This is a genomic window from Peribacillus frigoritolerans (genome assembly GCF_001636405.1).
Classification (GTDB): Bacteria; Bacillota; Bacilli; order Bacillales; family DSM-1321; genus Peribacillus; species Peribacillus frigoritolerans.
This window is the reverse complement of record NZ_KV440950.1, coordinates 3,849,559-3,875,861: the sequence shown is the minus strand read 5'-3', so window position 1 is coordinate 3,875,861 and position 26,303 is coordinate 3,849,559. Positions and strand designations below refer to the sequence as shown.

Genomic DNA, 26,303 nt, shown 5'->3' with positions numbered 1-26,303 from the left:
GCAGTGAAAAATTGTATTACAATTGCAGCTCAATCCAGATTTGAATTTGATGCACCAGGATAAAGAATAATTGTTAAGCTAACAGCTGGGTTAGCTGAAGAGCAGAGCTGTTTTAAGGCAGCTTTTTCTTTATGGGCAATTTAGTTTAAGAGTACTGTTTGATCTTTGTTCAACAATTGGGCCAGTTAATCGAATAAGTGTATATTTGAAATAAAGCTGCACTGCTTTGAAAAAACTCTGTATATAAGCGTGCGTTTGTTGAACAAGAAGTAAAAGGGGTGATACATATTAAACATGGCTAATATGTATCACCCCTTTTTGTAACTTTGTATGATTTTAGGACTTGAAAAATTTCAAACCAACATAAAAATCGGTATTATTTTTCTCTAATCTGCTCCGTTAGACGGTAGGTTATTACCCAATACAAAAGGGCCAAAGCGCTGACAGAGGCACCAAATAGACATACTCCGATCCATCCGTAGTTTGCGTATATATTGGTTGAAACAATTGAACCCATGGCACTGCCGATGGAATAAAAAATCATGTAAGCAGCAGTAAGTCGGCTTCTCGCCTCAGGACGCACTGTGAAAATCATACTCTGATTGGTGACATGTACGGCTTGCACAGCGAGGTCAAGAAAGATAACGCCAATAACTAATGCGATCAGTGAGTGTTCGGTAAAACTGATTAGGAACCATGATGCTAGCAATAAAACTAGGGCTATGCAGGTTGTTCGCTGCCCTAAACCTCGATCAGCCAGACCCCCAGCACGAGCAGCAGCTAATGCTCCGGCAACTCCAGCAAGACCAAACGCTCCAATAGCGGTATGTGAAAGAGAGTATGGTGGAGCACTGAGAGGAAGCACCAACGAAGTCCACAATGTACTAAACGCGGTAAAAATCAGCAGAGCCAGTACTCCGCGGATGCGTAGGATTCGTTCTTGCATGAACAAAGTGAGCACCGAACGAAGCAGCTGCGGATAGGATAGTGACTCTCTTGCGCTTTCATCACGCGGGAGTACTCGGAACAACACGCCAGTCATGATGAGCATCATGGCGGCAGAAACTAGATAGACCGAACGCCAACCGGCGAGATCGGTTAGTACACCAGCGAATGTTCGTGCGAGCAGAATGCCGATCACGACTCCACTTTGCACCAAGCCGACTATACGTCCACGCTCGGCTGGGGCAGCCAAAGTCGATGCGAACGCTACGAGTACCTGTGTCACCACAGCAAGCAGTCCGACCGCAGCTAACCCCGTGAACAGCACTGTGATGATGGGGGCGATCCCAACCACAATCAGAGACAACACGGATAAAAGCATCTGACCGATGATTAGCCGACGTCGATTCAGTAGATCCCCGAGCGGTACTAGCAGTAGCAGTCCTAGCGCGTAACAAAGCTGAGTAATGGTAATGACAATGCCGATGGATGAATGGGCGATACCGAACTCGGTCGCCAGAGAGTCTAGCAACGGTTGTGCATAGTATATGTTTGCAACAGCCATCCCACAGGCTGTTGCAAACAATAGTGCCATATAGCGAGTCATGGTTGATCCGGATACTATTTGTAACTGAACCGTTTTCGTATCATGATCTTCAATTGATGTTTTTTCTTTAACCTTCATCTTTACCTTTACCATTACTCACATCCCCCTTTTTGTACTCAACAGTATAATATACCGATTGGTATAAAATAATTCCTTTTAAGGATAACCAACAAAACGTTTTGATGTCAAGTAAGTTAGCAGTTATTTGAATGCTGTCCTTGAAAGAATCATCACAATTTGACAATAGGACTTTAATTAAATAAAATCATAATATACCGATTGGTAATTAAAAGGGGGATTAATTATCCATGAATCAAATACCGGGGAATAACGAATTAACTGAATTATCTGGGGGCGATTTACCATCTCCAAAATTCCTACAGTCAAACGAACAGATTATAAAAAGCTTCTTTGAAGTTGTCAGATCAGGTTGTAATCCTGAACAAGCTAAGTTTTTTATGGCGAAGGAGGTAAGAGCACATCAAGTGAATTCAGAAAGCATGGTGACAATTAAAAGGTCACCTGAGAATTATGCTGATCATATAAGAGAAATGATAGATTCATGGGGGAAATTTAAAATTGAAATTCAAGAATTAATTTCTCAAAATCAAAAAGTTCATGTCAGATGGAAGCAGACAGGAGTGCATATTGGAGAGTATGAGGGTTATCTGCCTACAAATAAAGAGGTTATTGAAATAGGTAGTGCCGTATACCGATTAGAGGATCGAAAAATAGTGGAATACTGGATTCAAGTGGACAGATTCGGAATCATTGAGCAAATAAAAAAGAATCAAGAACAAGATTAATTATCTAGTGAAGAAATTTTATTTTGAAATGAGGGATTTATTATGGTTCGACAACGTGAATTTGATGAGGAAAAAGCGTTGGATGATGCTATGTTGCTTTTTTGGGAGAAGGGGTACAAAGCTACTTCGCTAAGCGATTTGACTGCCAAAATGGGGATACAACGACCAAGCTTATACTCAGCTTTTGGAGACAAAGAGAAATTGTTTGAGGCTGCATTACGCAAATATACAAAGCTACATGCTTCCCATATTCGAAAAAAACTTCAAAACAATCTATCTGTAAAGGAAGCATTTCAAACATTTTTTGAAGATTTGGTGGAAGAGGAATATAAAGAAAGTCCGAACAAGGGATGTTTTTGCATTAATACAATGGTGGAACTTGCCCCTCACGATGAAAAATTTGAAATCCTTACAAGGGAGCATCAGATGTATCTTTCTATCATATTTCAAGAAACGATTGTCCGAGGTATTCGCTCAGGTGAGCTCGAAAGCAGCCTTAATGCTAAAGTTTTAGCACAGACACTAGTCGTATCATTAATCGGACTTACCGTGTTGATGAAATCTCGTCCAGAGCGTTCATTTGTAGAAAATTCTGTAGCGATGATATTATCATTATTAAAATAAATTTATCAAAATTCCAGTTTTATCAATCATGTCAGTCTCTGTGAATATAGGGGGGGATAAAACCCAATCTATTAAATCGATTGCAGCTGTAATGCTAATTTTTATTAACCAGTTCCGGCAAGTTTTTTTAATAATAGAATGATTCATTATTATATTAAAAGCGTATTTTGATCAATCTTTTTTCAAAACACGCTTTTTCTTCGTTTATCAAGGTTATGAGTATCAATTTGATGAAACTTTATTTAAAGCAACGATACCATTGAGTTTTCACCTGATATTTTTGCAATTAGTTAACAGTAATACTAACTAGTATTAGTAAAGTATTCTTCAATTAAAGGGCGCGATTCTTTAATAAGAATTGCTTTTCTTAATGAACTACCATGAAAATAAGTTTCTTTAAAAATGAAAAATGATAATACTAAAGAAGACCCTGCTCAATCGTTTAAAAAAAGAGAAGAGCGTTAATTAATTAGTCTATGGATTATGGTTGACTGGATTAAGGTCAGTATCAGTATTGATACTTCCTAATCCTTTTCATTCTTTGTGAATCGCCGATTTTTGCGATTCATGGAAGGCTAACAGGTGCGTAGCTAAAAATCAGAGCTATCTTTAAGGCAGCTTTTTGTTATGCAACTATCGGGGGGGTTAACTCCAAAAAAATTGGAAGTTAAATCCAATTAATAGTATAGTCATATGTATCAGATCCTTTTTGTGGTCTTTTTCTTGATCGAAGAAAAATTCAGCTGAGGGGTATTGTACCAAATAAATAATGGAAAAAATAATTGCCTCAATTAGAGATGAATTGGTACAAAGAACAATTCCGGGCATAACGACCAAAGAACTTGATGATATAGCCGGGGAACATTTAGAAAAAGCGGGTGCAGTTTCAGCTCCAAAACGTGAATATGATTTTCCTGGCTTCAGCCTAAATGATGAAGTGGCGGGTTATTCGTAATCAATCTTCGTATGTATATTGAGTTGCTTTTTCATGATTTGGAAGATCGAATAGTGGCCCTGTCAAATGAAATGGAAGAACATAAGATCATCTAATCGATTCCCGGTATAGGAGAAAAAATCGCAGCCAGGATTATCTCTGAAATTGGTGAAATCGATCGGTTTAATCATCCGAAAAAACTGGTTGCCTTCGCTGGAGTGGATCCAAGTGTTCACTCATCGGGTAAGTTTACGGCACCATTAATCGTATTACAAAAAGAGGTTCGAGCAGACTACGTCAATCTAAGTATCAAGCCCGTACTATGCAGCATAAGAAGTTATCAGAAGGAAAACCTGCAAAAGAATCGTGCCTGTATTAATAATTGCTGTTCCTGGATTTAATAACCGGTTTTGTGATACTGAGAAAAATCCTTCCAAAAGGTTTTTGGGGGATTATTTGGCTTGGCCCAAAAATAGTATATGGAAAAGAAATTTTTTGTGAAAGATATTTACTTCTTATTAGTTGGTTTAGTTCCAAAGGGTCAAAAGGAAGACCACAATAAGTGGTCTTCCTTTTGTTTTCCTAGCCCGAACTTATTTGGTGAAGGAATTGATATTTATCTGATGGGGACAATTCGTGATAGTGGGCTCGTTATAAGAACAGCAGAATACAGTATCACTAGGAATTTCAAACTTTTTCATAACCGGTTCCGCGATTTTTTAATGCTTATGAAAACAAAAAGAAGAGGCAAATATATAACAATGAAGCATACGATGTAGGGATTGATTATTTTATTTAATATATATAAGGAATCGATATCATAAAAAAGTATATTCACAAGTAGTATGATTATGGACATTCCCCATAAGGGATACTTTTGCTGGACATTGAATAAGCGCTTGACCCCCCTGCTGGCAGCCCACAAAGGAATGACCATATTGGGTATGATAATGATGGTCCACCAAGAAACAGTTATGTATTCGAACCGTTGAATAAAGGGCAACTCAATAATACTGGTCAATGTTAGTGTTGGGTATAGAGTAAGGGTTAAATGTTTCTGTGAATAAAAGACTATCGATACAAAATAAAGTAATAAGCTCAATAACGTAGTGAGCACAACTCCTCCGTGAGCATACTTTTGCGATCTTTCAGCATTTTTGATGAACGGATAATACATCAGTATCATTTCAAATCCAAGCATGGATAATGAAAAACTTTTAGTTCCTTTCAATATTTCGAATAAATTATGATGGAAAATAGGAAGAAAACCGGTGAAATCAGAGTATTTAAAACCATAAAAAGGTACAAATAAAAGCCAGTATGAAACGATTACAGTTAAGAAGGCAATACCCGTAATGGTTCGGAATCCCCCTGTATTTATATAATAAATCAAGATAAGGAAAACCAAAGCAAATGCCCAAGAAGGTACCTCTTCAAACATCCAAACATGAATGACATTTATATAACCGATTATGATCGTCATTCCAAGGACAAAAAAGTAAAGAATAAATAAAAGACTGAAGAAATTACCAATCCATTTACCGAATGCATGATTATTAGTTGAGATTATATCGCCAGGAACAAAACTAAATATCTTATAGATTAGCCAAATTAATATATGAACAATCAATCCAGCTAGGAGTATGGATAACCAGCCATCGGTTCCCGTCGCTTTAGCCAAATCTCTTTGAAAACTCAATACGCCTAATCCAGTTTGCATGGAATGCACTAAAAAAAACACATAAAATGGCGATACCTTATATTTTTCATTAACACCAGCTTGATTCATGTAGGCCCCTCATTTGTATCAATCATATATTTTAATAATCTGGCTTTTATAAGTGAAATCTATTCAAAAAGATCGATTAAATTGTGGATGGAATTTTTGTATGGATCCTTAAGTTGAGAGCTAACATTTAATCGAAACGATTTTCATAAGGCAAAAGACAAGGAACAGACACATGTGGACGGCAAGGGTCTGGCTTACAATAAGGAATGTGTTCAAGCGTAAGCGGACAAAGAAGGGAAATAGAGAATCGGGATGCCCTTTTCCGAAAGATATAGTTGGAAAGTCTTATCCCGGAACAACAGCGGGGTATAATAGATGAGTGATAAAAAGAAATATCAACCAATAGTGAATCTTAAAGACCTTTAGGACAAAGGGCAGATTTATCGTAATGATGTTCTTTTCCGCACGGGTAATAAAAAGGTTGTGGATGAACGTTTAGAGGAACCATTGTCCTTTGATAATAAGATGACAAACTGTTTGTTAATTTCTAGATGAATGGAAAAAATATATAGAAGGGAACAAAAACTAATGAAATACGAATGGAGAAAACGAGAGAAGAATTTATATATCCCAAAACAAAAACCTGAACTTGTATCAATTCCAGAACAGAAATTTTTTTTGATAAAGGGAAAAGGAAATCCAAATGAGCACGAATTCGCTGAAAAGATAGGTGTTCTTTATTCATTGGCTTATGCGGTCAGGATGATGCCTAGGCAAGGATACACTCCAGCTGGATATTTTGAATACACCGTATATCCATTAGAAGGGATTTGGGATTTAACGGAAGAGGGTAAGAAACTAGATACTTTAAATAAAGATGAATTATTATATACGATCATGATTAGACAACCAGATTTTGCAACAAAGGAAATAGTGGACAGAGCATTTGAACATGTAGAAGAAAAGAAACCACATCCATTTCTAAATGATGTAAGGTTCGGTACATTTCAAGATGGGTTATCTGTCCAAATGCTTCATGTTGGTCCATATGATGATGAACCTCAAAGTTTTAAAGTAATGAATGAATTCATAAAAGATAATAATCTGGAAAAAACGTCATTACAACATAGAGAAATATATCTTTCAAATTTTAGGAAAGTTGAATCTTCAAAATTAAAAACAGTTTTGAGATATAAGGTTAAGCCGATAAAATAGCATGAACTCTTAGCTGTTAACATGCATTCATTATTTCATGTAGCAAAGATTGAAGGAGTTTACATAGAGTAAAAGGTGCATTATTACCATAGGACGCAATAAAATTATCCAATATGGTGTTATGGTATGGCTCATAGTTTATATGAGGGTGTAAAAGAGGAACAAACACCACTCTTATATTACTTATTTAAAAACATTAGCATCTATTATTTTGGGTGCTTTTTTTTGCAGGAAATTGGTCCATTTTGTCAAATTAGTTAAACAAAGGGGATGAGAAAATGAATGATGATGAGAAAATCAGTATTTTATTGTCCAATATGACAAACGAATTAGTGTCGAGTAGAGTAAGGGTTAGAGCTATAGTGGAACTACTGGAAGAAAAAGGTCTAATAACCCGTGAAGAGTACGAAAACAGGTTTAAAAAAGTTTTTGAACGAGATGCAATTTCGTATAGAAATGATCTACTGAAAGAAGTCAAAATTGATGAATAAAAGGAGAAGGCATCCATTGGTTTGGGTGCTTTTTTATGGCGGTGTGAAAGATGAACCATGATAAGGGAAAGAAACCGGTTAAGAATTTTTTAGTGAAACTAAGTCGTGGGATCTGGAAGATCTAATGAATATGAAAGCTTTTACATATAGGATTTTACAATACGAGATTTAAGCCTAATGTGAAAAAAGAAAGAGCGTTAATCCTTATTTGATCAACACTCCTGTAAGTGCAGTAGCATTCATGTTATTTTTTTAGATTTGATTTCATTAATAATGAAATCTGTTGCTCATCCGTATTCGAAATTCGTTTCAGTTGATCAACGATTAATTTTTGTCTTTACAATGTATGATTTTGACTTAACTTAGCTTTCCCTTTTATTTTGTTGATTTTTATTTTGAATCCATATTCATGACTGTCGGTCTCTTTCATCTATTGGAATTCTTGTTCTAAATGCAGTTAGCTTTTCCCTGATACAGCTACTTTTTTTGTTACGGGAGCATTTTTGCCTAATATGACAGAAAAGACAACAATCATTGCTGTTACAAGAGTGAAAGATGTGATGGATTCATCTAGAAATACTGTTGCAAATACAATCATCAAAAATGGTTGTAAGTATTGAATCTGACTAACCCTTGCTATTCCGCCCATAGCCATTCCGCTATACCAAGCAACATATGCTAGAAATTGACTAACCACTGAGAGATAAATTAAGCTAACCCAAGCTTGGATAGGGGCATGGAGCATTTCAGTTGAAAGGTTCAGCCCAACTGGAATAATGAAAAATGGAGCACCGATCATAATGGCCCAAGCAATCACTTGCCAGCTGCCTAATTCTTTCGCTAATTTCCCCCCTTCTGCGTAACTAAGTCCCAGTATGATCACTGCTGCCAGTAAAGCTAAATCGGCTAATTGCAATTGGCCGAATCCAAGATGAAGTGCATACATAATGACAGCTAAAGATCCGATTATACTTGAAACCCAGAATTTGATTGAAGGGATTTCACCTGCCCTAAACATAGCAAATCCAGCTGTTGCTAACGGTAACAGTGCTACTTCCACAGCTCCATGAGAAACAGGCAAGGATTCCATTGCCCAAGAAGTGAGGAGAGGAAATCCTAAAACTGCACCAACAGCAACAATAAGTAGACTTTTGAATTGACTTGGAGAAGGCAGTTTTTCCTTTCGAACGATCAATACCACCCCTACTAAAATAGCGGCTACAACCGTTCTTCCTAAACCGACGACCGTAGTCCCAAAATACTCTACAGCAATACTTGTAGCGGGGAGCGTTAAGCTAAAACAAATGACACCCACCAATCCCAAAAATAATCCGAATTTTTCTCTTGTTTCCCCCAGCATCTTTTCCAACCCCAATCTTTATACTTTGTACCACATCTGTACCATTTTTTACTTATCTTAAAAACAGTTCTGATATAATTAACATACTATGAGTACATTCAATAAAAATAAACTGTTTTTTTACCTATCTGTCCTGGTACAGTTGGAGGGGGATCAATATATGAACTCAAAATATATAATGATAATGGAAGACATTAAGCTTCGCCTAGAAGATGGTTCGCTAATTGCAGGCAGTAAACTTCCCTCTGTTCGTCAATTATCCGAGTATTTTTCATGTAGCAAAAATACGGTAATTAAAGCATATGCAGAACTTGAAAAAAACATTTAATTTATTCTGTTCCTAAAAGCGGCTATTATGTTGTGAATGAATATCAAAAAGCGAAGGAAGAGAATGAGGTGATTGATTTTTTGTCTGCCGGTCCAGATAAAAATGTTATGCCTTATGTTGAATTTCAACATTGTATGAATCAAGCAATTGATCATTACAAAGAAGAGCTATTTACATACTCTGATCAACAAGGGCTTTACTCACTGCGAGTACAGTTGGTGAAATATTTGGAGAATTTACAGGTCTTCACTAAACCAGAAAGATTAGTCGTTGTTTCTGGCTCGCAGCAAGCCCTCCATTTATTAGTTTCTATGCCATTTCCAAATGGGAAAAACAATATTCTAATTGAACAGCCTACTTATTTTGGATTCATCGAGTCCATCAATCTGCATCAAGCCACTACTTTTGGAATCGAATTATCAATGGAAGGAATAGATCTTGATCGACTGGAATACATTTTTCGAAATAATGATATAAAGTTTTTCTATATTATCCCGAGATTTCACAATCCACTTGGACATAGTTACACGAATGGCGAAAAGAAAAAAATAGTTGAGTTAGCTGAAAAATACGATGTATACATAGTGGAGGATGATATTTTAGGAGACCTTGATCCAAATCCAAAATCAGATCCTTTATTTTCTTTTGATCCTTCCGGGAGAGTGATATATATTAAAAGCCTTTCGAAAATTTTTCTACCAGGGCTAAGGATTGGGACTGTCGTTCTTCCTGCATTAATGATGAACAACTTTTTACGTTATAAATTCAGTTCGGATTTTAATAGTTCAGCACTTTCTCAAGGTGCGCTAGAAATCTATTTAAAAAGCGGAATGTTTAATAGTCATCTCAAAAAAGTAAAAGAGGTATACCGAACTAAAATGCAAATCCTTCAAGAAGCATGTGAATTATTACTGCCGGCTAACACTTCTTTTTCTAAACCGAATTCCGGATTCTATCTTTCCATCAGCTTACCCGAGAATGTGAAAGCAAAACAGGTGGTTCATATGCTAAACGAGCAGCATATATATGTTGATGATGCCTCCAGAATGTTTTTAGCAGAATATAAAAAGGAGAATCTCGTTCGTTTATGCATCTCTCAAGTGAACGAGAGTCAAATTAAACTAGGGGTAGAGCGATTGGCTCACTGTATTGCTTTAATTGACAGTAGAAAAAAGCATATTGCTCCGAATAACTTTTTACTCATTTAGAAAGTGCCGGGTTTTTCCCGTCACAACCTAAATAATCACAAGCTATTTATATATTCCATAAATGATTTTCTCACTTAATTCTATCCTATAAAGTTATTTAAAATAGAGCTGCTTGTTTATAAGGGTAGGTTCTGTTATGATTGTTTGATAAATTTTTTAAGGGGTTTAGAGAGGGTGAGTCAATTGACTAAAAACCTTAGGCAATTGAAAAATGTTTCGGTGTTCCAAACGCTTCTAACTTAGAAAAATAATTTAGAAGCGAGGAATAATCATATGAAAAATCAAAGAATCTTTAATAAATCATTTCTTTTTTTATTTATAAGCAACTTTTTAGTTTTTATTGGGTTTGAAATGATGCTTCCTATTTTGCCTGCCTATTTGTTAAGCATGAATGCATCTTCCATTCAAGTTGGTCTAGTAACATCATTATTTACGGTAGGTGCTGTTTTAATCAGGCCTTTTGTAGGTTACTATTTAATGGATAACCAGAGGAAAAGTCTGGCCATTTGTGCAAGTGCAGCTTTAATGGTCATTACAATTCTATATCCGTTTCTTAATATGATATGGCTTCTTCTATTGTTACGGCTTTTCCACGGTGCGGCATGGGGGGGATCAACCACAGCTAACAGTACAATGGTAGTGGATTTTATTCCCAAGACACGCTTAGGAGAAGGAATAGGGTATTTTTCTATATCCACAACGGTCGGGGCTATCGTTGCACCGAGTATAGGTATCCTTATCTATGCCTCTTTTTCCTTCGATATATTGATATGGTCATCAGCAGTATTGAGCTTATTGGCAGTACTTACGCTTCAATTTGTCTATTCACCTACTATTGTAAAGCGTGAGAAGAAGCCATTTCGCTTTTTGGATATGGTTTTTGAAAAAGACGTTTGGTTCCAAGCGTTACTTACGGTTATTACTACACTAGGTTTTGGGGCTATCATCACATTTTTGGTTCTTTTTGGGAAGCAAAGGGAAGTAGATCATATTTTTTTATTCTTCCTTATCAATGCAACTGTCTCAACTTTACTACGTCCTTTTACCGGAAAATGGTATGACAAAAAAGGACCTTGGTCTATTATCATTATGGCGGCTGTGTTAGGATTCTTTTCACTTGTTATCTTGTCATATACGACAAATGAATCTCAACTTATCGTTGCGGCGATTTTATTTGGGGCAGGTTATGGCACGGTTATGCCATGTTTACAAACATGGACTGTTCAAAAGGTAAGTGAAGAAAAAAGAGGAGCAGCCAACGCAACCTTTTTTTCCAGTTTTGACGTTGGTGTTGGGGTTAGCGCGTTTGTATTAGGTATTTTAGCAGAATCGATCAGTTTAGGGATGATCTACAGGATTGTTAGTCTAAGTTTTATTGTTGTTGCTGTGTTAGTCTATAAGGATTATATAAATGAAAAGACAAGGCATAATAAATCGATCTAAAACAAATCCACCTCTATTTTAATAGAGGTGGATTTGTTAGCTGGAATACCAAAATGAGTAGAACTGGAATACATCCAGTTCTACTCGTAAGGGATGTATAAAAGAAGCAGCTAATGACCTAATCATCAGGAAAAGTGTAAAAAATAAACGCTTCCTTTTTTAATTGACCGCATCTACAGTATTTTACCTGCCAGTAGAAGTGCTTTGATTCACGAATCGCAGGCTCCAAAGCTCATATCAAATTTCCCAGGTGCGAAGTTTGAGTTATAATAGTAAAAACATCCGTCTTCTAGAGGATGGATGCTTCTTGATTGAAATACATATAAAGGATTGGTGAATAAGTATGGCAATAGTTGATGTAACGGTTATTCCTGTCGGTACACAAACTCCAAGTGTTAGCAGCTATGTGGCGGATATTCAAAGAGTATTAAAGCAATATGAAGATAAGGGGGAAATTCGTTTTCAATTGACACCCATGAATACAATCATTGAAGGCGACCTGCCTAAATTGTTTGAAGTGATCCAAGCGATGCACGAAGTACCTTTTGAAAAAGGTCTTGCTAGAGTTTGTACGAATATCCGAATCGATGACCGTCGAGATAAAGAACGCAGGATGGAAGACAAAGTAGAACGAGTGAAGGGCATGCTTGAGGAATAACAGGTTTTGTAATTAACAGTGAAATGTAGATAATGCTGTTTTCGGGGGTATATCCTGAATTTTGACGATATATTGCTGTTTTTGGGAGATATATCCTGAATTTCGTCGATATATTGCTGTTTTCGGAGATATATCCTGAATTTCGTCGATATATTGCTGTTTTCGGAGATATATCCTGAATTTCGTCGATATATTGCTGTTCTTCATAGATATATCCCGAGTTTCGTTGATGATCTTTAATTAATGTCAATGTATTAATAGCTTTAAAGCCTTGGTATTACTGATTTATCAGTTCCCAAGGCTTTTTTATTTTTTATTTCATTCATTTCCATTTTATATCTTGCTGAGGAGATTGGGTAATGATAGATATAGACCGTTATTTGGATAATTTATAAACGTTCGCCATAAAGTTCTTTTTCTTCATTTGGATGAAAAAGAGTGAATCCTTTTGAACAAAACACAAACCTTCTATCTATCTCGAATCCAGCCTTATTCAAAATTTCAACTGTCCCCTGTGAACCAGTGCCAGCATACCCGCAACTACAACCAGAAAGGTGTAGCTCATTTCCTTTTTTGTCTATTAGGATGAGATCGCTATCGAGCAAAATATTATCTTTATTAATTTCTTTAGTAATTTTAGCAATTTTAAAACGATCAAAATGATCCTTGACTGCTTCGAATAATGCAATACTTTTATTGGTAATACCGCGGTCTTCACCGTAATCTTTTATGACGAAAACTTCCCGCTCATATGATTTCTTATATAGATGGTACTTTTGGTAAGTGACGTCATTAATTTTACAAATAAGCGGCCTAATATTATCCAGCTTTTGATTAAACATTGCACCCCTCCTAAATAGTTAGTTTATTAAGTTTATTAGGAGAAAAAGAGATTAGTACTAAGAAACTGATAAGAAGCAAATTTTTTTCATTTTTGATTCTCGTTTGTTTAATTAATAGGAAGAAACGTGATACCTATAAGGCATGGAATGAAGCTGTCAGGAAGAAGTGAAAGTGTGAAGTCAAATTTAAAAAAGCACCAAAATAGGTGCTGCCTAGTTATATATCTTCTTAAAGTAATGGACAAACATAATATTCATGACAAATTCGACTATAGCATTAATACTCACATCGATAATATTAGTTTCCTCAAGTGAATGATAAGGAGCAAATAAGACAATGTAAATTGAACCAATGATAGTTAAAAGTACAGTCCATAAGCTGTTACGTAAAAAAAGTGGAATCAGTAAGCCAAAAAAGGGTAAGAAGAAATCTAATTCTTTCCTCATTCTCTTTTTATAAATACCGACTAAAAGGTAGATTGCAATCATATTGATAATAAAAAATAAAATTAGATCAATAACATCATATCCATTCATAGATGAAGGGTTATAAACTCCTGGCAGTGAAAACACTGTAAGAGCAACTAGTACCCAAAAAGTTATCCGATATCTTTTCTTTTGTTTGCCAGTTATAGTTCCTGCCTGTAACGCCTTGACAAGTTTGTTAATATTCCAAATATACATGGTTGTCTCCTTATGTAGATTACCGCAATAATTATAGGGGAGGGTCCACTATAATCCCTTATCCAATTACATCTAGTGAATAAAAATCCGGATAAGGGGCACTTTTTTACGTGTCCGTTATCCGCGGGATACATCAAATTTATACTATAGCTCTTCTTTATTAACTTGGCTAGAGTAATTTTTGTTCATTTTGTTTTAGTCCATAGTGAGAATTCTACTTTGTACTTGAATTAGGTTGCTAAAGCTTTTTCCTTCAAAAATCATAGAACGATCAGCAACCCATAGACCTTTTGTGAGCGTTTCTTGTATTAAGGAAGATAACGAAAGGACTTAATTGTCAATAAAACACAATTCCGAACAAATGAGAAGAAGAGGGTCACATCTGGAGAACCCATTCAGTTCGTAAAGGATTTTCGATTGGTGGAATGAAGACATTCATATCGACCTTTTGATGTGGAGCCGTCACCAAATTGCAGCAAAATAAATATGCTTTATGCCCAACGCTAACAGAAAGCAGTTCTTGTTAAATAGTAAAGACAAGATGCAGAAGAATATGACAACCCCTCTTTGACATAACATTTAGAAAAAGATAAGGGTGTGACCATTCTGAGTATGAAGAAAAACGACAAAATCGTTATTTATATAATAAAAGGTTCAACAATTAAAAGGTTTTTAATCCTGGATCTAATTATTGGATCAGGAATTTTTTATGTGGTCAAATTCATTTCTTCAAGCATATTAATAGCGAGTGCGAGCAGTTTTGTTGGAACGGAAGGAATTAAAAAAGCACCGAAAGTACTAAAAAGTGCAATTGGATTAATATCCTAAGGACTGGAAATTAAATGATCCCTAACCTTACTTATTACAAGAAAATGCACAGCAAATAGCCATTCAAATATGAATCAATGGGATCGGCGATGAGATTAGTCAAACTGGATTTAAACAGATGGTGTGTAGGATGAAATGGGCAGAAATGAACGTATACATCTATAATGATTCATATTAATTAGGAGGGAATCATGACAAAACCTCAAAAAGTGAAACCCTATTTAACTACTCGTAGTTTGCTGCCGGAAAATCAGGAGACACCCATTCAATTCATCAATAATGATAGTGTGGAAAACCAATTATTTTTTAGAAGGAACCACTTTACTTATCCGACACTTTCTTATTCAAACTATTGGCTTCCTATAAATGGAGTAGTATCAGCTCCATTACTGCTGTCCATGCAAGACATTCTTCAATATCCATCCAAAACGGTTGAAGTTGTCCTTGAATGCTCGGGAGACAAGCGTAATCTCTTCGAACCTAAAACATTTGGAGAACAATGGGAAAAGGGGGCCATTAGTCAAGGGAAGTGGAAAGGTGTACCATTACGGACATTACTTGAAATATCTGGCATAGGAGATGGGGCAAAAGAAGTTGTCGTGGAGGGATATGATTATGGCCTTAGGACCGATCTGGATGAGGTTTACACCTACACGAGGAGTTTGCCTATCGAGAAGGCACTGCATGAGGATACAATCATTGCATATGAGTATAATAACCAGCCAATTCCTTTTAAACATGGTTATCCATTGAGATTAATCGTTCCGCAGTGGTATGCAATGGCATCTGTTAAGTGGATAAAGCAGATAAGTGTTATTAATACTACTTTCAATGGACCTTTTCAAACTATTGATTATATGTATTATCCAAATAAAGACAATGATCAAAATGCATTTCCGGTCACTGCAATAAATATCAATTCGACTATCCAAAAACCGCTGGACATGGAAAAAATTAATACAGGTGTACATTTAATAAAAGGGATTGCATGGACAGGAAAAGGAGTTATTACCAAGGTGGAAATTAGTATGGATGATGGCTATACATGGAGTAACGCCGATATATTACCTGGTAAGAATGCTGGTTATGGATGGGTTAGTTGGTCATTCGAATGGAGTATATCAGAAAAAGGTGAGTACACGATTCAATCCAGAGCAACAGATTCATTTGGTCAAATTCAACCTAATTTACCTTATTGGAATAAGAAAGGTTATGGGTATAATGCCATTGATAAAATTAAGGTTAAGGTAGAATGACTTTAATTTAAGGAAATGAAAACGGCTGAAAAAACTTTTGGATTTAGCCAAATAACGGTTTGGTGATATAGAGAAAAAACCCTTCCAAAAGAGTTTTGGAGGGGTATTTGTCATGGCCAAAAATAGTATATCATAAGGGAAATGAAAATTTTAGAGAAAGATATTGACATCCTATTAGCTGGTTTAGTTGTTTAAGTAACATTAAAATGATCGATCTTTTTTATAAAAAGAATAATCCAATTAAATAGTATAAGGGCATGTTTTGATAAAATCTTCAGTTTAGTGCGTCCCAGTTGAGATGAAATGCGTACGGTGTTTTTTTGTATTCATTAACAAGATGGTTTCAAGAGGAGAGTGTTATTAGAGATTCTTATTTTACGGATTAAATGTTGACACTAAAGAAAAATAGCAGTATGATAATGGAGTCGCCTAATTAATGAGCGATTTTAAAAAAAGAAATACTTCGTAGAAGTTGACAACTATTCAATGTTATGTTAAGATGAATTAGTTGGAAAAAACCTACCACAAATTGCTCTTTGAAAACTGAACAAAACAAAGCGCCAACGTTAAATTTTAAGTGAGCACACACTATCAAAAAAGCAAATGAGCAAGTCAAACATTTCTTCGGAGAGTTTGATCCTGGCTCAGGACGAACGCTGGCGGCGTGCCTAATACATGCAAGTCGAGCGAATCGACGGGAGCTTGCTCCCTGAGATTAGCGGCGGACGGGTGAGTAACACGTGGGCAACCTGCCTATAAGACTGGGATAACTTCGGGAAACCGGAGCTAATACCGGATACGTTCTTTTCTCGCATGAGAGAAGATGGAAAGACGGTTTACGCTGTCACTTATAGATGGGCCCGCGGCGCATTAGCTAGTTGGTGAGGTAATGGCTCACCAAGGCGACGATGCGTAGCCGACCTGAGAGGGTGATCGGCCACACTGGGACTGAGACACGGCCCAGACTCCTACGGGAGGCAGCAGTAGGGAATCTTCCGCAATGGACGAAAGTCTGACGGAGCAACGCCGCGTGAACGAAGAAGGCCTTCGGGTCGTAAAGTTCTGTTGTTAGGGAAGAACAAGTACCAGAGTAACTGCTGGTACCTTGACGGTACCTAACCAGAAAGCCACGGCTAACTACGTGCCAGCAGCCGCGGTAATACGTAGGTGGCAAGCGTTGTCCGGAATTATTGGGCGTAAAGCGCGCGCAGGTGGTTCCTTAAGTCTGATGTGAAAGCCCACGGCTCAACCGTGGAGGGTCATTGGAAACTGGGGAACTTGAGTGCAGAAGAGGAAAGTGGAATTCCAAGTGTAGCGGTGAAATGCGTAGAGATTTGGAGGAACACCAGTGGCGAAGGCGACTTTCTGGTCTGTAACTGACACTGAGGCGCGAAAGCGTGGGGAGCAAACAGGATTAGATACCCTGGTAGTCCACGCCGTAAACGATGAGTGCTAAGTGTTAGAGGGTTTCCGCCCTTTAGTGCTGCAGCTAACGCATTAAGCACTCCGCCTGGGGAGTACGGCCGCAAGGCTGAAACTCAAAGGAATTGACGGGGGCCCGCACAAGCGGTGGAGCATGTGGTTTAATTCGAAGCAACGCGAAGAACCTTACCAGGTCTTGACATCCTCTGACAACCCTAGAGATAGGGCTTTCCCCTTCGGGGGACAGAGTGACAGGTGGTGCATGGTTGTCGTCAGCTCGTGTCGTGAGATGTTGGGTTAAGTCCCGCAACGAGCGCAACCCTTGATCTTAGTTGCCAGCATTCAGTTGGGCACTCTAAGGTGACTGCCGGTGACAAACCGGAGGAAGGTGGGGATGACGTCAAATCATCATGCCCCTTATGACCTGGGCTACACACGTGCTACAATGGATGGTACAAAGGGCTGCAAACCTGCGAAGGTAAGCGAATCCCATAAAGCCATTCTCAGTTCGGATTGCAGGCTGCAACTCGCCTGCATGAAGCCGGAATCGCTAGTAATCGCGGATCAGCATGCCGCGGTGAATACGTTCCCGGGCCTTGTACACACCGCCCGTCACACCACGAGAGTTTGTAACACCCGAAGTCGGTGAGGTAACCTTCATGGAGCCAGCCGCCTAAGGTGGGACAGATGATTGGGGTGAAGTCGTAACAAGGTAGCCGTATCGGAAGGTGCGGCTGGATCACCTCCTTTCTAAGGATAATTACGAGAGCGCTTTTGTTTTGTTCAGTTTTGAATGAGTAATTCATTCAAATAGGAAAGACGAACATCACGATGTGATGGATTCTTTCTGCTTTGTTCCTTGAAAACTAGATAATAGATAGAAGGCAATTAATTTTTTTCAAAGCATCTGTAAGATCTTTTTTAACGGTTAAGTTAGAAAGGGCGCACGGTGGATGCCTTGGCACTAGGAGCCGATGAAGGACGGGACTAACACCGATATGCTTCGGGGAGCTGTAAGTAAGCTTTGATCCGGAGATTTCCGAATGGGGAAACCCACTGTTCGTAATGGAACAGTATCTTTACCTGAATACATAGGGTACTGAAGGCAGACCCGGGGAACTGAAACATCTAAGTACCCGGAGGAAGAGAAAGCAAACGCGATTTCCTGAGTAGCGGCGAGCGAAACGGAATTAGCCCAAACCAAGAGGCTTGCCTCTTGGGGTTGTAGGACACTCAACATGGAGTTACAAAGGAACGGGGTAAATGAAGCGACCTGGAAAGGTCCGTCGAAGAAGGTAAAAACCCTGTAGTTGAAACTTCGTTCCCTCCTGAGTGGATCCTGAGTACGGCGGGACACGAGAAATCCCGTCGGAAGCAGGGAGGACCATCTCCCAAGGCTAAATACTCCCTAGTGACCGATAGTGAACCAGTACCGTGAGGGAAAGGTGAAAAGCACCCCGGAAGGGGAGTGAAATAGATCCTGAAACCGTGTGCCTACAAGTAGTCAAAGCCCGTTAATGGGTAATGGCGTGCCTTTTGTAGAATGAACCGGCGAGTTACGATTTCATGCGAGGTTAAGTTGATGAGACGGAGCCGCAGCGAAAGCGAGTCTGAATAGGGCGAATGAGTATGAGGTCGTAGACCCGAAACCAGGTGATCTACCCATGTCCAGGGTGAAGTTCAGGTAACACTGAATGGAGGCCCGAACCCACGCACGTTGAAAAGTGCGGGGATGAGGTGTGGGTAGCGGAGAAATTCCAATCGAACCTGGAGATAGCTGGTTCTCTCCGAAATAGCTTTAGGGCTAGCCTCAAGATGAGAGTATTGGAGGTAGAGCACTGATTGGACTAGGGGCCCCCAACGGGTTACCGAATTCAGTCAAACTCCGAATGCCAAATACTTATTCTTGGGAGTCAGACTGCGAGTGATAAGATCCGTAGTCGAAAGGGAAACAGCCCAGACCACCAGCTAAGGTCCCAAAGTATACGTTAAGTGGAAAAGGATGTGGAGTTGCTTAGACAACCAGGATGTTGGCTTAGAAGCAGCCACCATTTAAAGAGTGCGTAATAGCTCACTGGTCGAGTGACTCCGCGCCGAAAATGTACCGGGGCTAAACGTATCACCGAAGCTGTGGATTGACACCGTATGGTGTCGATGGTAGGAGAGCGTTCTAAGGGCGTTGAAGTCAGACCGGAAGGACTGGTGGAGCGCTTAGAAGTGAGAATGCCGGTATGAGTAGCGAAAGAAGGGTGAGAATCCCTTCCACCGAATGCCTAAGGTTTCCTGAGGAAGGCTCGTCCGCTCAGGGTTAGTCGGGACCTAAGCCGAGGCCGAAAGGCGTAGGCGATGGACAACAGGTTGATATTCCTGTACCACCTATACATCGTTTGAACGATGGGGGGACGCAGAAGGATAGGGTAAGCGCGCTGTTGGATATGCGCGTCCAAGCAGTTAGGCCGGAAACGAGGCAAATCCCGTTTCCATTAAGGCGGAGCTGTGATGGCGAGGGAAATATAGTACCGAAGTTCCTGATTCCACGCTGCCAAGAAAAGCCTCTAGTGAGATGTAAGGTGCCCGTACCGCAAACCGACACAGGTAGGCGAGGAGAGAATCCTAAGGTGTGCGAGAGAACTCTCGTTAAGGAACTCGGCAAAATGACCCCGTAACTTCGGGAGAAGGGGTGCTTTTTAGGGTGAATAGCCCAGAAAAGCCGCAGTGAATAGGCCCAGGCGACTGTTTAGCAAAAACACAGGTCTCTGCGAAGCCGCAAGGCGAAGTATAGGGGCTGACACCTGCCCGGTGCTGGAAGGTTAAGGGGAGAGGTTAGCGCAAGCGAAGCTTTGAACCGAAGCCCCAGTAAACGGCGGCCGTAACTATAACGGTCCTAAGGTAGCGAAATTCCTTGTCGGGTAAGTTCCGACCCGCACGAAAGGTGTAACGATCTGGGCACTGTCTCAACGAGAGACTCGGTGAAATTATAGTACCTGTGAAGATGCAGGTTACCCGCGACAGGACGGAAAGACCCCGTGGAGCTTTACTGCAGCCTGATATTGAATTTTGGTACAGCTTGTACAGGATAGGTAGGAGCCTGAGAAGCCGGAGCGCCAGCTTCGGTGGAGGCGTTGGTGGGATACTACCCTGGCTGTATTGAAATTCTAACCCGCGCCCCTTATCGGGGTGGGAGACAGTGTCAGGTGGGCAGTTTGACTGGGGCGGTCGCCTCCTAAAGAGTAACGGAGGCGCCCAAAGGTTCCCTCAGAATGGTTGGAAATCATTCGTAGAGTGTAAAGGCACAAGGGAGCTTGACTGCGAGACCTACAAGTCGAGCAGGGACGAAAGTCGGGCTTAGTGATCCGGTGGTTCCGCATGGAAGGGCCATCGCTCAACGGATAAAAGCTACCCCGGGGATAACAGGCTTATCTCCCCCAAGAGTCCACATCGACGGGGAGGTTTGGCACCTCGATGTCGGCTCATCGCATCCTGGGGCTGTAGTCGGTCCCAAGGGTTGGGCTGTTCGCCCATTAAAGCGGTACGCGAGCTGGGTTCAGAACGTCGTGAGACAGTTCGGTCCCTATCCGTCGCGGGCGCAGGAAATTTGAGAGGAGCTGTCCTTAGTACGAGAGGACCGGGATGGACGCACCGCTGGTGTACCAGTTGTCTTGCCAAAGGCATAGCTGGGTAGCTACGTGCGGACGGGATAAGTGCTGAAAGCATCTAAGCATGAAGCCCCCCTCAAGATGAGATTTCCCATGGCGCAAGCTAGTAAGATCCCTGAAAGATGATCAGGTTGATAGGTCAGAGGTGGAAGCATGGTGACATGTGGAGCTGACTGATACTAATAGATCGAGGACTTAACCAGCGCTTTTTAAAAAATGAAATACCTTCTTATTATCTAGTTTTGAAGGAACAACGTTCCTTTATTGTTTGGTGGCGATAGCGAAGAGGTCACACCCGTTCCCATTCCGAACACGGCAGTTAAGCTCTTCAGCGCCGATGGTAGTTGGGGGTCTCCCCCTGTGAGAGTAGGACGCCGCCAAGCAATGTTTATCACATCAATTAGGATTCATAAACCCGTATAAACAGGTTCTAATCCTATCTACGTATTCTAAACCTTAGGATTATCCTAAGGTTTTTTTGTATAAATTCCACAATTCGTTGGAAAGGCTTATTAATAGCATAATTTTGGTAGGGGGCTTCTCGAATGACCAGTAAAGAAGAAATCCTGGACAATAAACAAATTCTTCATTCTTTTGCGAAATGGTTAATGGGTCAAGATAAATCCGATGGTACGATTAAAACCTATGTGGGAGTCATCTCCCAGCTTCTTCAATGGTTTAAAGATGAGGCGAAAGAGATTGAAAAATCCCACGTCCAAACCTATTTAGACGATATGGAACAGTCAAACAAGAGTGGAGGAACGATTGAAAAACATTATTCAGCCATTACCATGTTTTCCAGGTTCCTTGAAAAACCCGAAATCGTCCTCAACATCGATCGTAAAGCAAAGGAAAAGAAAGAAGATCCGCCAAAAGCCCTGAACATGCTTGAGCAAGCTGCGCTCTTAAAAGAAATCGAGGCCTCTGGGCATTTCAGGAATATTGCTATTGTCTACACAATGATTCATACGGGTATCCGGGTATCCGAACTTTGTGATTTGAACCATAGTGACATTCAAAAAGAGGGAGAAAGGCAATATATCCTCATCCGGGATTCAAAAGGTGATATAGACAGGAAGATTCCACTCTCCTTGACTGCTAGTGAAAAGATCAAGGCATACAAGGAATTTTTAAATATGGAAACGGAAGCCATCTTCATATCCAGTGTGAATCAACGCATAACGCCAAGGTCCGTGCAATATATGCTGACTAAATATAATGCGACTCCCCATAAGCTGCGGAATACGTTTTGCCAAACATTAATCGATAAGGGGATAGACCTTCAAACCGTTTCAAAATTGATGGGGCATAAAGATTTGAACATGACCAAACGTTATATAGGAGAAGGAAAAGAAGAATTGGAATCAGCCATTGAAAATACTTTTGATAATTTGTAGGATTCGGAATACTAAACGATATACAAGAAGTTTTCCTTCATAATATAAGTTCCAATAGTACGGGGAATTTCTTGCTGATGATTTAAAAATAGCATTTCTTTTATAAAGTGTAGGCCTTTTAAAGGACAGATTAAAAAGACTAGGAATTTTTAAGGCGATGATTTCTTTTGTTGAATGCCACCCAAAACAACCCTTTGGTAGCCAAGAGGGTTAATTAAAAGGGAATATCCAGCTATTGGCCTTACCTAGGGTAGACCATTGGACTTCTAATTCTACAATTTAGGGTTGCAGGGTGGTTTCTCTTAGTAGTTTCTCGGCTTCAATTATACAAGCACCCCTGTCATGTAGGTATTCAAGTGAGATACCCCTTTTTAATGCTGTTTGTTCCATTAATCTAATTTCATGATACATAGCACCAGACAAGATTCCTTTTTCAATGTTCTTATTTATTTCATAATAAAATCCTGCCAATAATTCTAACGGTAATTCATCGTAAAGGGAACTTTTTTTGTTCTCCATAAAGCACCTCCTCATTCTACAATAAAACCAACATACATATTTTGTAAAAAAACATAAGGGATTTTAAGGGGAGCTTTCAAGCTAGGGAAACCCTGAATTTGACCGAATACAGAGTTTTATTGAATTTAATAACATGATTTGATTAATCACTGTTTCCTATTCGGAAGAAGATAGCTGTTGCATAAAATAGGGGATTTCTTCTATGTACTGTTCCGGGTATTGGCCCCACCTACGCCAGATACTATGACGGCCACGCATGCCATCCAACCTATTATCATCATAAAAGAAAGCGCTTACATTGTCAAGAATTTCATTGGAAATACAAGCAAAAACTTCTTGGTATGATAAAAGGTTCAAAGGCTGATAAAATGAAGGGACTAAAATTAACAAAATCAGCAAATCTATTATTTTAATAATATCCAAAAAAGAAAATGTTGTATTTCTCAAAAATGGTTGAGCGCCGTTTAAAGCTAAAAAATTTCCGGAATGTTCGGTATAGCATTGTTACACCCGTTCGTAAAAGTACACTTTAATGAACGGTTCTTTTTTCTATAAATTCACCCTGTTTTACGTTCGTTAATGTTTAAAAACATTTTACGAACGTGCTTAGTTTTGCACACACTTTTACGAACGATTTTGGCAGAATAAGAGGGAAGAAAGCAGAGTGGAAAAATGGATGTTCGTAAACAAAGATTAAAATGAAGGTCGGCAGTTAGAAGCGATAAAAAGTTTAGGCGTTGATCCACGTGATATTTTGGACAAATAATGTGAAAAGATTTCAATAGGGCTCAATACCAATTACTAAAACGTGTGGTACTTAAAGGAGATATTCTATACATTTATTCTCTTGATCGTTTTGGTCGGAACAAAGAGGAGATTCTAAAAGAGTGGAATGACATTACAAAAAATATCCAGGCGGATATCGTCGTTTTGGATATGCCATTACTCGATACAACTCAATTTAAAGATAGTCTCGGTACATTCATTGCAGATTTAGTTTTGCAAATTCTTTCCTGGATGGAGGAAGAAGAACGGGATAGGGTCAGGAAACGGCAGCGTGAAGCAATTGATGTGGCTTTGCAAAACGATGTGCCTTTCGGGCGACCGAAAGCTCAAGTAAAAGAAGAAACTCGTCAAAAAATTAGCCGGCCATCCCTAGATATTTCGCTTTATTATGGGGGATATCCATCCTGGGTGAAGGAAGCATATACACTTTCAGCCCTCCTTTTAGAATTCGTATGAACATAAAGATAATTAACAAAACACAAATCAAAAAGTGTCGAATAAAGAAATCTCCAATTTCATGAAGAATCAAAATAAAGAAGAACCGATTGATACAGCATTGGCGGATGCTTTGGAAAAACTGAATTCGATAAATAAATGGAACTATTTGCATTCCTCTTTCCATGGAAATTGTCACACAGATTATGTACGCCAAATAAGCGCGTGATGTTCGAGAAAATGGAATAGAAATAAAAAAGAGTTGCAGCTTGTTTTACTGAAGCAGCAACTCTTTGTTTTATAAGATGGTATATAGGAAATCCCATACATTTTAACTCATTATTTTAATGGTTGTCCTTCAAATGCGTTAACAATTAAAGGTGAAGAGAGGAATTCTTTAGCTTTACCAACAAACGAGGTAAAGTGCTCACTTGAATTATGGCTTGCAACCGCTAGATGATCTTGCCAAACTTCAACCATTGTAAACTCATTGTCTTTTTCTGTAGCTTTGTGAAGATTGTAAGAAACATTTCCACTTTCCGCTCTTGAAGCTGCGATAAGCGGTTGAATCTCCTCTAGAAATGCATCTTGTTTTGCTGGATTAATATTGAATACGGCATGAATGATAATCATTAAACGTCATCCTCTCATTTGTTAAGCATAATAAACTAAATATATAATTAAAGTAAAAATAACATCTCGGTTGAAATGAATGGATTCTTTACTTCCATTGTGCGACTTTATCAATTGGAAGACGAACTGATTGATGGCCATTATCTGCTGCTTTACCGATTGAAATTAGCATAACTGGTACGTACCGATCTTTTTCTAATCCAAAAGCTTCTGCGATCTGGTCTTTTTCATAGCCACCGATTGGATTTGTATCATAGCCATAAGCACGTGCCGCAAGCATCAGTTGCATGGATACAAGACCACCATCGACTAGAACGACCTCTTTCATCTCTTCTCTAGTGATTTTTTCGAAATATCCAGCAAATGAAGCTAATATGTTTTCTTTTACTTCTAAAGGCATAAGCCCTAAATCTACAGCTTTACCGTAGATCTCTTCGGCGTTATCAAAATTGTTCATATCACCAAATACGGCAATTACTGCGGAAGATGTTTCGACTTGATTTTGGTTAAAGCGAGCAAGAGGTGCAAGTGTTGCTTTTCCCTCAGGACTATCAATTACAAGGAAGCGCCATGGTTGCATATTTACTGAAGAAGGAGCAAGTGTCGCTAAGGTAAGTATTTTCTCCATTTCTTCCCTACTGATTTTTACAGATTTGTCGTAATTTTTTATGGAGCGGCGTCCTGTGACAATTTCTTTGAAATCATTTGTTAATTGTGCTGTAGTAGTCATAGTTGATAGTCTCCTCTTTTTAACTTTAGTAGTTTAATTTAAGCAAGTGTTAGACTTGGCTTATATTTTTTTGAATGCGTGTCAGCATATCTGTTAATTCTTGACGTTCTTCTTCTTTAAAATCTTTAAGCATTAAAGTGACAAAACGAGCCTTTTCAGCTTGGTAGAGAATAATCTGTTTGCGACCATAATCTGAAAGACAGACAAGAGTAAATCGATTATCCTCCGGATCTTTGCGTCTTAAAATCATCCCAGTCGCTTCAAGTTGTTTTAAATGCCGGGTAATCGCTGCACTGTCAATGTTAACCTCTTTTTGAAGTGCTGTTTGACTAATTTCATCAACTTGATAAAGCTGATATAAGATATCATGTCTTGATTGACTAATGCCTGTACAACTTTCAAATTTTGAACTTATCTGTTTGTTAAGGCAGTTCATTTTATATAAAATTAATGATTCATTACACCATGAATTCGTCAAGAAACACCCTCTTTTCATACGTTAGACAAAATAATTGATAGCTCAATAGTTGATGCATCAATTAATATACTATACCCTAAATAATAAAGCAAGTATTTTAATACTGCAACTTTTGCTTAAATATGATCTAGACCAAAATGTTGCTCTATCTCCTTTTTGATTAGGCAATCTTTTCAAGTAAGCTCAGTAAACCTTTGGAGCTTTTAGCCAAGGTATAAGTAGGATAATCACATTGTTATAAAAACTGCCCTTAAATAAGGTGGAAAAATTCATCTGATAGTCGTAGACCAAG

Annotated in this window: 17 protein-coding genes, 3 rRNA genes and 4 pseudogenes; 15 read left to right on the top strand and 9 right to left on the bottom strand. The window is 38.9% G+C overall.

Annotated elements, in window-relative coordinates; all coding sequences use genetic code 11:
• Positions 1 to 376: 376 nt before the first annotated feature.
• Positions 377 to 1,627 (bottom strand): MFS transporter, encoded by a 1,251-nt coding sequence (locus tag A6755_RS18290; protein WP_063592602.1) that lies wholly within the window; start codon positions 1,625 to 1,627, stop codon positions 377 to 379.
• 230 nt (positions 1,628 to 1,857) lie between these two features.
• On the opposite strand from A6755_RS18290, the gene A6755_RS18285 reads away from it, so the two are divergent.
• The 4 genes and pseudogenes from A6755_RS18285 to A6755_RS26320 form a co-directional block, all read left to right on the top strand.
• Complete coding sequence (locus A6755_RS18285; RefSeq protein ID WP_084737941.1) at positions 1,858 to 2,355, top strand: ester cyclase; 498 nt, start codon at positions 1,858 to 1,860, stop codon at positions 2,353 to 2,355.
• Positions 2,356 to 2,397: 42 nt separating this feature from the next.
• On the top strand, positions 2,398 to 2,979 hold the full coding sequence (locus A6755_RS18280) for a TetR/AcrR family transcriptional regulator (RefSeq protein WP_063591601.1): 582 nt from the start codon (positions 2,398 to 2,400) through the stop codon (positions 2,977 to 2,979).
• Positions 2,980 to 3,748: 769 nt separating this feature from the next.
• Positions 3,749 to 3,922 (top strand): annotated as a pseudogene (locus tag A6755_RS18275) (type I methionyl aminopeptidase); the annotation flags it as partial.
• An 8-nt stretch (positions 3,923 to 3,930) separates the two neighbouring features.
• Positions 3,931 to 4,229, top strand: a pseudogene (locus A6755_RS26320) (transposase); the annotation flags it as partial.
• 381 nt (positions 4,230 to 4,610) lie between these two features.
• Here A6755_RS26320 and A6755_RS18270 read toward each other — a convergent pair.
• Positions 4,611 to 5,702, bottom strand: a complete 1,092-nt coding sequence (locus tag A6755_RS18270; RefSeq protein ID WP_063591599.1) for a GerAB/ArcD/ProY family transporter — start codon at positions 5,700 to 5,702, stop codon at positions 4,611 to 4,613.
• Positions 5,703 to 6,230: 528 nt separating this feature from the next.
• On the opposite strand from A6755_RS18270, the gene A6755_RS18265 reads away from it, so the two are divergent.
• Together A6755_RS18265 and A6755_RS18260 are read left to right on the top strand one after the other, a co-directional pair.
• On the top strand, positions 6,231 to 6,857 hold the full coding sequence (locus tag A6755_RS18265) for a GyrI-like domain-containing protein (protein WP_063591598.1): 627 nt from the start codon (positions 6,231 to 6,233) through the stop codon (positions 6,855 to 6,857).
• A gap of 278 nt (positions 6,858 to 7,135) precedes the next feature.
• Positions 7,136 to 7,348: a hypothetical protein gene (locus tag A6755_RS18260; protein ID WP_034313316.1), complete on the top strand. Its 213-nt coding sequence runs from the start codon at positions 7,136 to 7,138 to the stop codon at positions 7,346 to 7,348.
• Positions 7,349 to 7,805: 457 nt separating this feature from the next.
• On the opposite strand, the gene A6755_RS18255 is transcribed toward A6755_RS18260, so the two are convergent.
• Positions 7,806 to 8,708, bottom strand: coding sequence for a DMT family transporter (locus A6755_RS18255; RefSeq protein WP_063591597.1), 903 nt, complete (start codon positions 8,706 to 8,708; stop codon positions 7,806 to 7,808).
• A gap of 160 nt (positions 8,709 to 8,868) precedes the next feature.
• Between A6755_RS18255 and A6755_RS18250 the strand changes: the two are divergent.
• The 3 genes and pseudogenes from A6755_RS18250 (at position 8,869) to A6755_RS18240 (ending at position 12,345) form a co-directional block, all read left to right on the top strand.
• Positions 8,869 to 10,244 (top strand): annotated as a pseudogene (locus A6755_RS18250) (aminotransferase-like domain-containing protein).
• Between the two features lie 273 nt (positions 10,245 to 10,517).
• Positions 10,518 to 11,687 carry an MFS transporter gene (locus tag A6755_RS18245; RefSeq protein ID WP_063591596.1) on the top strand — a complete coding sequence of 390 codons (1,170 nt, stop codon included), beginning with the start codon at positions 10,518 to 10,520 and terminating at the stop codon, positions 11,685 to 11,687.
• Between the two features lie 343 nt (positions 11,688 to 12,030).
• Complete coding sequence (locus tag A6755_RS18240) at positions 12,031 to 12,345, top strand: MTH1187 family thiamine-binding protein (protein ID WP_063591595.1); 315 nt, start codon at positions 12,031 to 12,033, stop codon at positions 12,343 to 12,345.
• A 389-nt stretch (positions 12,346 to 12,734) separates the two neighbouring features.
• Here A6755_RS18240 and A6755_RS18235 read toward each other — a convergent pair whose 3' ends face one another.
• Positions 12,735 to 13,187 (bottom strand): hypothetical protein, encoded by a 453-nt coding sequence (locus tag A6755_RS18235; protein ID WP_057276245.1) that lies wholly within the window; start codon positions 13,185 to 13,187, stop codon positions 12,735 to 12,737.
• A 213-nt stretch (positions 13,188 to 13,400) separates the two neighbouring features.
• A complete protein-coding gene (locus A6755_RS18230) occupies positions 13,401 to 13,871 on the bottom strand; it encodes a hypothetical protein (RefSeq protein WP_034313297.1) in 471 nt (156 codons plus the stop codon).
• Positions 13,872 to 14,890: 1,019 nt separating this feature from the next.
• On the opposite strand from A6755_RS18230, the gene A6755_RS18220 reads away from it, so the two are divergent.
• The 5 genes from A6755_RS18220 to A6755_RS18200 all read left to right on the top strand — a co-directional run bounded on the left by A6755_RS18220 (position 14,891) and on the right by A6755_RS18200 (position 22,430).
• Positions 14,891 to 15,955, top strand: a complete 1,065-nt coding sequence (locus A6755_RS18220) for a sulfite oxidase (RefSeq protein ID WP_063591594.1) — start codon at positions 14,891 to 14,893, stop codon at positions 15,953 to 15,955.
• A 621-nt stretch (positions 15,956 to 16,576) separates the two neighbouring features.
• Positions 16,577 to 18,127, top strand: a 16S ribosomal RNA gene (locus A6755_RS18215).
• A gap of 176 nt (positions 18,128 to 18,303) precedes the next feature.
• Positions 18,304 to 21,236: ribosomal RNA gene (locus A6755_RS18210) — 23S ribosomal RNA — on the top strand.
• 64 nt (positions 21,237 to 21,300) lie between these two features.
• Positions 21,301 to 21,416: ribosomal RNA gene (rrf, locus tag A6755_RS18205) — 5S ribosomal RNA — on the top strand.
• The 16S, 23S and 5S rRNA genes sit together here, the layout of an rRNA operon.
• A gap of 162 nt (positions 21,417 to 21,578) precedes the next feature.
• Positions 21,579 to 22,430, top strand: a complete 852-nt coding sequence (locus tag A6755_RS18200; protein WP_063591593.1) for a tyrosine-type recombinase/integrase — start codon at positions 21,579 to 21,581, stop codon at positions 22,428 to 22,430.
• 279 nt (positions 22,431 to 22,709) lie between these two features.
• Here the strand turns inward: A6755_RS18200 and A6755_RS18195 are convergent, their stop codons facing one another.
• Complete coding sequence (locus A6755_RS18195) at positions 22,710 to 22,949, bottom strand: hypothetical protein (RefSeq protein WP_034313283.1); 240 nt, start codon at positions 22,947 to 22,949, stop codon at positions 22,710 to 22,712.
• Positions 22,950 to 23,700: 751 nt separating this feature from the next.
• On the opposite strand from A6755_RS18195, the pseudogene A6755_RS26310 reads away from it, so the two are divergent.
• Positions 23,701 to 24,098, top strand: a pseudogene (locus tag A6755_RS26310) (recombinase family protein); the annotation flags it as partial.
• A gap of 411 nt (positions 24,099 to 24,509) precedes the next feature.
• Here the strand turns inward: A6755_RS26310 and A6755_RS18180 are convergent.
• From A6755_RS18180 to A6755_RS18170, 3 genes are all read right to left on the bottom strand, one after another.
• Complete coding sequence (locus tag A6755_RS18180; RefSeq protein ID WP_034313214.1) at positions 24,510 to 24,803, bottom strand: putative quinol monooxygenase; 294 nt, start codon at positions 24,801 to 24,803, stop codon at positions 24,510 to 24,512.
• Between the two features lie 88 nt (positions 24,804 to 24,891).
• Positions 24,892 to 25,533, bottom strand: coding sequence for a nitroreductase family protein (locus A6755_RS18175; protein ID WP_034313212.1), 642 nt, complete (start codon positions 25,531 to 25,533; stop codon positions 24,892 to 24,894).
• A 49-nt stretch (positions 25,534 to 25,582) separates the two neighbouring features.
• Positions 25,583 to 26,011, bottom strand: coding sequence for a MarR family winged helix-turn-helix transcriptional regulator (locus tag A6755_RS18170; RefSeq protein WP_063591591.1), 429 nt, complete (start codon positions 26,009 to 26,011; stop codon positions 25,583 to 25,585).
• Positions 26,012 to 26,303 lie beyond the last annotated feature (292 nt).